This window comes from Acidocella sp. KAb 2-4 (assembly GCF_020567705.1).
In the GTDB taxonomy this organism is placed as follows: Bacteria; Pseudomonadota; Alphaproteobacteria; order Acetobacterales; family Acetobacteraceae; genus Acidocella.
In genome coordinates, this window is record NZ_JAJDJU010000044.1 from 1 (window position 1) to 8,505 (window position 8,505).

The window sequence follows — 8,505 nt, forward strand, 5'->3', positions numbered from 1 at the left end:
CTGCCCCGCCCCCTTCAACCGCGGCGCGTCTGCGGGCATATTACCCATAAGGATTAACGGCGAAGGATTGAAATATGCGGAAGACGACGAGTGCCCTCCTGTTTGCGGCCTGCCTGGGCTTGGCGGGCTGCGGTTACAATCCGGGCACGCGCGCACTTTCGGGCGGCGCCATCGGCGCGGGCGCGGGCGCCATTCTCGGCGCGGTCACCGGCATTGGGCCGGGCGCGGGCGCGGCCATCGGCGGCGGAGTCGGCGCGGTGGCGGGGGCGGCGATCAGCTCCAACACGCTCAACCTGGGTAAGCCCCTTGTCGGCGAATAAATATTCAATGAATAAAGTGTTATTCCCTGATGCTGACGGCGATGCCGGGTTGAATCGCCGCGCGCAAGGGGGAACATCGGATCATATCCTCAAACATCAGGGGTCCAAAATGTCTCGCAAACTCGTCGCCAGCTTGGTGCTGGTCTCTTCGTTCATCGGTCTGGCCGGGTGCGGCTATTCGCCGGGCGAGCGCGCGCTCTCGGGCGGCGCCATTGGCGCGGGTGCGGGCGCCATTGTCGGCGGCGCCACCGGGCTGGGCGCGGGCACGGGCGCGTTGCTCGGCGGTGCGGCAGGCGCGCTGACCGGCGCGGCCACCAACCCGAACCAAGTGAATCTTGGCCCCGCGCCCTAAACGCCGGGCGCAGCCGAACACCAGTGCAGGGGGGGCTTGATGCCCCCCTGTTTCATTTCAGCCCCCGGCGATGGCGGTCGCCACGCGCCGCACGAAGGCCACCGGCTCCTCGGGCAACTCGCCTTCCTGCAGCCGCGCGAGGTCGAGCAGCAGCGCCGCCTCCTCCGCCAGCTCGCTCCGCCCGGCCAGGGCCTGCACCAGCTTGTGGCCAGGGTTGATCTCCAGCTTCGGCGGCAGGCCAAATGCCGGGCGCCCTGCGCGGCGCAGCAGGCGCTGCATGGCCAAGTCCGGCCCGCCCTCGGCGGCCACCAGCATGGCCGGGCTGTCCTGCAACCGGGCGGAGACGGCCACGCCCGAGACCTTGCCCTCCAGCGCCTTGGCCAGCGCCTCGCACAGCGCCTGCATCTCGCCGCTCGCCTCGGCCGCCGCGAAGAGCGACCCGGCCTGCGACACGCTGGTCAGCGCCTTCTCCTTGTAACTGCCCAGCCGCGCGGGCCAGAAGGCGTCGATCGGGTCGGACAGCAGCAGCACCTCGTAGCCCTTGGCGGCAAAGCCTTCGAGCTGCGGCGAGGCCTTTAGATGCGCGGCATCGCCCGCCAGGTAATAGATCGCCTCCTGCCCTTCCGGCATGCGGGCGATGTACTCATCCAGCGTCGTGCTCTCCTCCTTGGTTGAGGCAAAGCGCAGCAGCGCGGCGATCTCGGCCCCGTGGCCGCTATCCTCATAGACGCCCTCCTTCAGCACCGCGCCGAAATTCTCCAGGAAGGTTTTGAACGCCTCTGGCTCCTTGGCCTTGGCCTTCAGCTCGGTGAGCACGCGGTTGATCAGCGCCTTGCGGATCTTGTCCAGCACCGGGGTGGATTGCAGGATCTCGCGGCTGACATTGAGCGGCAGATCCTCGGTATCCACCACGCCGGCGACGAAGGACAGCCAGCTCGGCAGCAGTTCCGCCTGGTCGGTGATGAACATCCGCTTCACGTGCAGCCGGATTTTCGACTCGCGCGTCTCCTCGCCGGGGAAGAACGGCTTGGACGAGGGGATGAACAGCAGGGCGGAGAATTCCAGCGTGCCCTCGGCCCGCCAATGGATGGTGGCCCAGGGTTCGTCGAAGCTATGGCCGACATGGCGGTAGAAATCGGCGTATTCCTCGGCCGAAACCTCGCTCTTGGGCCGCCGCCAGAGCGCCTTGCCCTCGGTCACCGGCGCGAATTTGCCATCCTCCTCCAGCTCGATCGGCAGGGCGATATGATCGGCCCATTTGCGGATAATGGTCTTCAGGCGCAGCGGCTCCAGGAATTCCTCGGCCTCCGGCTTCACGTGAAGCAGTATGGTGGTGCCTGCCGCCGCGCGGGTGGCGGATTTGAGCGTGTAGCGCCCCTTGCCGTCCGAAGCCCATTCCCAGGCTTCCTCGTGCCCGGCCTTGCGCGAGACGACCTCCACCCGGTCGGCCACCATGAAGGCGGAGTAGAAGCCAACGCCGAACTGGCCGATCAGGCTGGGCCGGTCCTCGGGCTTTTTCTCGGCCAGGGCGGAGGCGAAGGCGGCAGTGCCCGAGCGCGCGATGGTGCCCAGATTCTCCGCCAGCTCCTCCTTGCTCATGCCGATGCCGCAATCCTCGATGCGCAGGGTCCGGGCGGCCTGGTCCGCGGCGATGCGGATCGACGTCCCCTCGGCCAGCGCCAGCGCCTCGTCGGAAAGGGCGAGGAAGCGGCGCTTATCCGTGGCGTCGGCGGCGTTGGCCACCAGCTCGCGCAGGAAGATCTCACGGTCGGAGTAGAGCGAATGCACCACCAGATCGAGCAGGCGCCCGACCTCGGTGCCGAAATCATGGGTTTCTTCAGTCATGTTGTCCTCAAACTAGCATCACTTCACTTATTATTTTTCAACTGACGCATCGCACCAAGGGAGCGCCAAATTGACTCTCCCGGAAATTTTGCTTTCCAATACAACCATCCATTTAGACTCGGCTTTGAACCATCTTTTGTAACAGCTAACGCACTCGCTGCAGCAGAGAGCGAGTCAAAAGAGTTCCCATTCACAACAAGCTTACCATTAAGAAATTGTCCCTCATACACCTGCGTTCCTCGCAGATACTCCATTCGAGCTAGAGCACCATGCGGCACCTCGACATTATCCTCGACCCAAGGCAGGCCGGGTTGAGGGACCAATTTAGGAGACTCCTCCCCCGGCGGGAGTTTTAGGAGCCGCCGCAAAGCAACATAATCCGGTTCGTCAAAACTGCGACGTTCAGTTTGGATCATTTTGTATATATCCCAATCGACTTGGATATTCTGCAACGCCGTCATACCACCCTCCTTTTGCCTTCTAACAATACGAAATTACTTTACACAGCCAAAATTACTACTGCAAGGAGTTTTTTAATAAGAAGACCGTGTGTCGTTCTCCAAGAGGATGGCGGCGCGGCGGGGGCGCTGGTATTGGCCCGGCAGCAACCATTTCCGGAGTCTCCCATGGCCAGCGCCAGCTTCACCCGCCTCAACCGCGCCGACCTGCCAGGGCTCGTCGCCGCCGCGCAGGATGGCGGCGCGCGCGCGCTGGCCGAGTACCTGACCGATCATGGCAGCTCGGCGGCGGAGTTCGACGGCGATGGCGATATTTTTTCGGTGCTGCTGCCGGTGCTGGCCGATGATTATGACATCGATCTGGAAACCAGCGAGAATGCCACCCTCGCCGATATCGCCGAGGCGACCGACACACTGGTGTTCATCCTCACCCTGGCCGACCAGGAACGCTATCAGGAGGCGCTCGACCCGGAAGATTTCGAGGCGGATGAGCTGGCCGAGCTGTATGAGGATTTCACCGAGGAAGAGGCCGGCGATGCGGGCGCGGCGATGCTCGCCGCCATCGCCGCGCTGCATCAGGCGCTGGGCGAGGCGGACGAGCAGAACGTCATCGTGGTGATGGCGGGTTAGGCGCTCGGCACCGAGCCGGGCACCGGGTCCGTGAAGGGCGGCGCCACGACCGGCGGCGGCGAATTCGGGTTGTTGACGTTGAGCGCGATCGAGGCGCCCAGCGAATTCGCCATATCCGACGGCACCAGGATGGTGACGCCACGATCCTTATTCATGTCGTAGATCAGCCCCATCTGGCGGATCTGCAACGCCACGGGGTTGTTGGCGTAGATATGCGAGGCGGCCGCGATCTGCTGGGCGATGGCGACCTCGGCCGAGGCCAGGGTCACGCGCGCCTCCTTCTCCTTCTCGGCCTGGGCGTTGCGGCTCATCGCGTCGTTCAGCTCGGGCGGGATTTTCACGTCGCGGATCTCCACCGCGATGTCGCCAATGCCCCAGCCATCGGTCTTGCGGCGGATCAGCGTTTGCAGCTTCTCATCCACCGTCTCGCGGTTGGCCAGCAGGTCGGAGAGGCGGGTGGCGGAGATCACCTCGCGCAGCGAGGTCTGCGCCACCTGGGCCACCATGTTGCGGTAATCGGTAAGTTCGGTGGCGGCGCGCTTCACATCCGTGACGCGCCAGAACAGGATGGAGTCCATGGTCACCGAAACAGCGTCGGCGGTCAGCGTGTCCTCGGCCGAGATGCGGGTGGATTGGCGGCGGGTATCGACCACCGCGTACACGTTCTCGAAGGCTGGAATGAGGAAATACAGCCCCGGCCCGCGCACCCCGGCGAAGCGGCCGAGGAACAGCACCACCGCGCGCTCCCACTCGGCGCAGGTGCGCAAGGTGGCGCCGAGCACGACGCCGATCACGATCAGCCCGGCGCCGATCGCGGTCTGGCCGAGAAAATAAATCGCCGCGGCTCCCAGGGCGATGAAGAAAAGGGCGATGAGCGTGACGGCGCTGTTGTTCATGCGGCACTCCTTTGTTCCGGGGGCGAGCCTAGCACGCTCCGGTTTTGCCCGCGACTCGCTCCTGCTGCTAACCTCGGCGCATGAGTGATGAAATCCTGATGACCGGTGCGGGCGCGGCGCTGTCCCTGGCGGCTTCCGTACTGGCGGGGCTGGCCTGGCAGGCGGCGCGCAGCGCCCCCGCCCGGCTCGGCTTGGCGCTGGAGAAGATCCTGGCCAATGAGCGCGCCGAGGCGGAGACCACCCGCGCCTTCCTGGCCGCCAGCGAGGGGCGGCTCGCCGCCGCCATCCAGACCGGCACTACCGAGGCGCTGTCGCGCGCCTTCGAGCAGATCGGCACCGCGACGCAGAACGTGGCGCACACCGTGGACCAGCTCCGCCGCCAAGCCGGCGAGGACGCACAAAAGACACTGGCGCTGCTGGAGACGCGCCTGACCAGCATCCAGAGCTCGGTGAACGAAAAGCTGCACGAGGCGGTGGAGCAGCAAATGAGCGCCTCCTTCGCCCGCGTGCTGGAGCAGTTCGCCCAGGTGCAGCAGGCGATGGGCGAGGTGCAGAACGCGGCGGCGCAGATCGGCGATCTCAAGCGCATCTTCTCCAACGTGAAGACCCGTGGCGGCTGGGGCGAGGCGCAGCTCGGCGCCATGCTGGAGCAGGTGCTCCCGCCCGGCGCGTTCGAGCGCAATTTCGCGGTGAAGGATGGGGCGCGCGAGCGGGTGGATTTCGCCCTGCGCATGCCCGCGCGCGAGCCGCTCTGGCTGCCGGTGGACGCCAAATTCCCGACCGAGGATTACGAGCGCCTGCTGACGGCGGCGGAGAACGCCGAGGCCGAGGCCGAGCGCGCCGCGCGCGAGGGGCTGGCCGCGCGGGTGCGGCTGGAGGCGAAGAAGATCCGCGAGAAATATATCGCCCCGCCGGAGACGGTGGATTTCGGCGTGATGTATCTGCCCTCGGACGGGCTGTTCGCCGAGGTGGCGCGCATCCCCGGGCTGATCGACGAGATCCGCGCGAAGGAGAAGGTCATCATCCTCGGCCCCACCTTGCTGCCGGCGCTGCTGCAAACCATCCATCTCGGCCATATCACGCTGGATCTGGAAAAACGCGCGGGCGAGATCGGCAAGCTGCTCGGCGCCACCCGCACCGAGATGACGAAGATGGACGAGGTGCTGGCCAAGCTCGCCGCCAATGCCAGCGCCATGAGCAACAATATCGAGAAGGCGCGCGTGCGCACCCGCGCGGTGAGCCGCGTGCTGCGCACCGTGGAGATGGTGGAAAACCAGACCGCGCAAACGCTGCTGGGGCTGGAAGGAGACGAGGAATGAATCTGCGCCGCCGCGCCGCCCTGCTGGCCCTGCCCGCTTTGGCCCTCACCGCCTGCCACCACCAGCTCTCGCCCCAGGATGTGAGCGTGCGCGGGCTGGTGCCGGACCTCGCCTTCACCATGACCGACGCCGCCACCGGAAAGACCGTGACCGCCGCCGATTTCAAGGGCAGCGTCGTGCTGCTGTATTTCGGCTATACCAACTGCCCGGACGTCTGCCCCACCACGCTGTATAATTTGCAGCGCGTGCAGGCGCGCATGGGCGGGGCCGCAAGCAAGGTGAAAGTGCTGTTCGTGACCGTGGACCCGGACCGCGACACGCCGGATGTTCTCACCCAGTACACCGGCTTGTTCGGCGCCAACGTGGTCGGGTTGCGCGGCACGGCGGACCAGCTTTACGCCCTGGCGCGGCGTTACCGCGTGGTGTTCTCGGTGCAGAAAACGCCGGTTTATACCGTCACCCACTCGGCGGCGATCTATGTGTTCAACGCCGAAGGGCAGCCCGAATTCATCATCGCTGGGCTGGATACGGCGCAGCCGGATATCGGCGGCATCGCCCGCGACCTGGGCAACGTCGCCGCCGAATAAGGCTCAGGGCTGGGCCGAGAGCCCAAGCAGCGCCTGGCGGTTATAGGGGATCTCGATGCCCTCCTCGGCGAAGCGCTTGAGCACGCGGGCCTGGAACTCGCGCCGCACGGCCCAATGCTGGCCGGGGCCGGTGCGGATCTGCCCGTTGATCACGAGGCCGAGCTGGCCGAACTGGTCCAGCCCGAAAATCTGCAAATCGTCACGGATCATCTCGCTCCATTTCGGGTCGGCCCGCATCTGCTGGCCGATCTCGGTCAGCACCGCGATCACCCGGTCCACATCCTCGCTATAGCCAACGGTGATGGAGAGCTGCGCGTAGCTGAAATCGCGCGTCATGTTGGTGACGGTGGTGACCGAGGAGAACGGGATGATGTTGACCGAGCCATCGCCGCCGCGCAGGCGGATGGTGCGGATGGAGAGCCGCTCCACCGTGCCGCTCATGCCGCCGAGCGAGACGTAATCACCCACCTGCATGGAGTCCTCCAGCAGCAGGAACAGCCCGGTGATGACATCCTGCACCAGCTTCTGGCTGCCGAAGCCGAGCGCGATGCCGGCCACGCCGGACACCGCCAGCAGCCCGGTGGCGTTCACGCCGATCTCGGTGAGGCCGATGAAGAAGGCGGCGAGGAAGATGACGGTGCCGATGGTGGCCCGCAGCATCGGCATCAGCGTGCGCAGGCGCGCGGCTTGGCGGGTGCGCCCGGCATCGGTGAGCCGCTCGACCCGGTGATGCAGGGCGATGTTCATCGCCTCCCACAGAGCCAGCGCCATGGCGACGGTGACGAGGATGGAGAGCAGCGCGCCAAGCAGCCCCCGGCTGAGCGGGTTGGCGAGCAGCGCGCCCGATACGTCCATGCCCCAGCCCTGCAGGATGAGCAGCAGCACCAGCACGACGATGGCGGTGCGGATGAGCGCGCGGATGAGCGGGTGATAAGCCCGCGCGCGCGCCGCTAGCCGCGGGTAGCGCGAAGCGGCGGTGGAGTCGGGGAAGAGGCGGTCGAGCAAGGCGGCGCTGCCCGACCAGGCCAGACGGCCGAGCACGAGCGCGCCCGCCAGCACCAACACCACGCGCAGCAGCACGAAAAACGCGTTTTGGACCCCGGCGGCCAGTGCCACCCAAAGAGCCAGCACATAAAACAGCGCGAAATAATGCCAGATGCCGCCCAGGCGCTGGCGCAGCCCGGCGAGCGCGCCCTCGGCCCCAGGCGGGCCGGCCAGCCAGCCCCCGACCAGATGGCGGCTCTGCCAGATGCTGACCGCGACCTCGAGATGCAGCGCCAGACCAGCCAAGCGGCCGAGCACCTGCACGCCGTCCTGGTTGAGGCCCAGGATTTCGGCCACCGCGATCAGGCTGTAGCCGGTGAAGCCGGTCGCCAGCAGCAGCACTACGCGGCGCATGATGGCGCGCGCGCGGGGGCCGGGCATGGCGATGAGGCGCAGCGGCGGCGCGGCGGGGGCGATGAGCAGGCGCACGGCCTCCTGTCCCAGCCGGCAGACCAGATAAGCGTTGCCGATACCGGTGATGGCGAGGCGCGCGGCGCGGGTGCTCAGCACCCCGGCGGAGATCAGCCATTGCAGCGTCACGGCGAAGCCGAGCAGCGGCAGCAGGGCCAGCGCCAGATGCAGCAGCGCGAAGGTCAGCCGGCGCGACCAGCCACGCAGCGAAAACCCACGCTCGGGGCTTTTTTCCAGCTCCCCGGCCTCGGCATCGGCTAGGCCCTGCTCCTCCTCCTCCGGCGCGGGCCTCGGGGCGCGCGCATGGGCGTAACGCGCGCAGAGCGCCGCCGGGCGGCGCAAGGCGAAACGCAGCGCCAGTTCGACCACCCAGGCGGGCAGCAACGCCGCCAGCAGGCCGAGGCCGATCGCCCCGGCGCTGGCCATCCGGGCGGGCGAGCCGGGCAGGCCCTGCAGCCAGGTGAAGACGGGACCGAGCGCGGTGGAGCGGTGCACCGCCGCGGTGAACTCACCGAAGCTGTGGCGCGCCTCGTCGCCGATCGCGCTGGTCACGGAGAACCCCAGCGTGCCGGTGCCGAAGGGGGTGGCGCCGGTATTATCGGGCTGCGCGGCGGTGCACCGCTCCACCGCGCTCGGTCCCGTC

9 protein-coding genes are annotated in these 8,505 nt (G+C 66.9%); 5 read left to right on the forward strand and 4 right to left on the reverse strand.

Features of this window, described 5'->3' with window-relative positions; translation table 11 throughout:
- The first annotated feature begins 74 nt into the window (after positions 1-74).
- Positions 75-320 (forward strand): YMGG-like glycine zipper-containing protein, encoded by a 246-nt coding sequence (locus tag LI953_RS14820; RefSeq protein WP_227076872.1) that lies wholly within the window; start codon positions 75-77, stop codon positions 318-320.
- Positions 321-429: 109 nt separating this feature from the next.
- Positions 430-672, forward strand: a complete 243-nt coding sequence (locus LI953_RS14825; RefSeq protein WP_227076873.1) for a YMGG-like glycine zipper-containing protein — start codon at positions 430-432, stop codon at positions 670-672.
- A gap of 57 nt (positions 673-729) precedes the next feature.
- Here the strand turns inward: LI953_RS14825 and htpG are convergent, their stop codons facing one another.
- Together htpG and LI953_RS14835 are read right to left on the reverse strand one after the other, a co-directional pair.
- Entirely contained in the window at positions 730-2,517 is a 1,788-nt protein-coding gene (htpG, locus tag LI953_RS14830; RefSeq protein ID WP_227076874.1) for a molecular chaperone HtpG, read from the reverse strand.
- 23 nt (positions 2,518-2,540) lie between these two features.
- On the reverse strand, positions 2,541-2,978 hold the full coding sequence (locus LI953_RS14835; protein ID WP_227076875.1) for a hypothetical protein: 438 nt from the start codon (positions 2,976-2,978) through the stop codon (positions 2,541-2,543).
- Positions 2,979-3,143: 165 nt separating this feature from the next.
- On the opposite strand from LI953_RS14835, the gene LI953_RS14840 reads away from it, so the two are divergent.
- On the forward strand, positions 3,144-3,605 hold the full coding sequence (locus LI953_RS14840; protein WP_227076876.1) for a hypothetical protein: 462 nt from the start codon (positions 3,144-3,146) through the stop codon (positions 3,603-3,605).
- On the opposite strand, the gene LI953_RS14845 is transcribed toward LI953_RS14840, so the two are convergent.
- The gene (locus LI953_RS14845) at positions 3,602-4,501 is read right to left on the reverse strand and encodes an SPFH domain-containing protein (protein ID WP_227076877.1); all 900 of its coding nucleotides are present in this window, start codon (positions 4,499-4,501) and stop codon (positions 3,602-3,604) included. The genes LI953_RS14840 and LI953_RS14845 overlap by 4 nt on opposite strands.
- 80 nt (positions 4,502-4,581) lie before the next feature.
- Between LI953_RS14845 and LI953_RS14850 the strand changes: the two genes are divergently transcribed.
- Positions 4,582-5,820, forward strand: a complete 1,239-nt coding sequence (locus tag LI953_RS14850; RefSeq protein WP_227076878.1) for a DNA recombination protein RmuC — start codon at positions 4,582-4,584, stop codon at positions 5,818-5,820.
- Positions 5,817-6,407 carry an SCO family protein gene (locus LI953_RS14855; protein ID WP_227076879.1) on the forward strand — a complete coding sequence of 197 codons (591 nt, stop codon included), beginning with the start codon at positions 5,817-5,819 and terminating at the stop codon, positions 6,405-6,407. Before LI953_RS14850 ends, LI953_RS14855 begins: the two co-directional genes overlap by 4 nt.
- Positions 6,408-6,410: 3 nt before the next feature.
- Here LI953_RS14855 and LI953_RS14860 read toward each other — a convergent pair.
- Positions 6,411-8,505, reverse strand: a 2,095-nt coding sequence (locus LI953_RS14860) for a mechanosensitive ion channel domain-containing protein (protein ID WP_227076880.1), incomplete at its 5' end; no start/stop codon positions are given.

Coding starts and splice junctions, on each gene's coding strand:
- LI953_RS14825 (WP_227076873.1), top strand. CDS start 430: ATGTCTCGCAAACTCGTCGCCAGCTTGGTGCTGGTCTCTTCGTTCATC.
- LI953_RS14840 (WP_227076876.1), top strand. CDS start 3,144: ATGGCCAGCGCCAGCTTCACCCGCCTCAACCGCGCCGACCTGCCAGGG.
- LI953_RS14820 (WP_227076872.1), top strand. CDS start 75: ATGCGGAAGACGACGAGTGCCCTCCTGTTTGCGGCCTGCCTGGGCTTG.
- LI953_RS14835 (WP_227076875.1), bottom strand. CDS start 2,978: ATGACGGCGTTGCAGAATATCCAAGTCGATTGGGATATATACAAAATG.
- LI953_RS14845 (WP_227076877.1), bottom strand. CDS start 4,501: ATGAACAACAGCGCCGTCACGCTCATCGCCCTTTTCTTCATCGCCCTG.
- htpG (WP_227076874.1), bottom strand. CDS start 2,517: ATGACTGAAGAAACCCATGATTTCGGCACCGAGGTCGGGCGCCTGCTC.
- LI953_RS14855 (WP_227076879.1), top strand. CDS start 5,817: ATGAATCTGCGCCGCCGCGCCGCCCTGCTGGCCCTGCCCGCTTTGGCC.
- LI953_RS14850 (WP_227076878.1), top strand. CDS start 4,582: ATGAGTGATGAAATCCTGATGACCGGTGCGGGCGCGGCGCTGTCCCTG.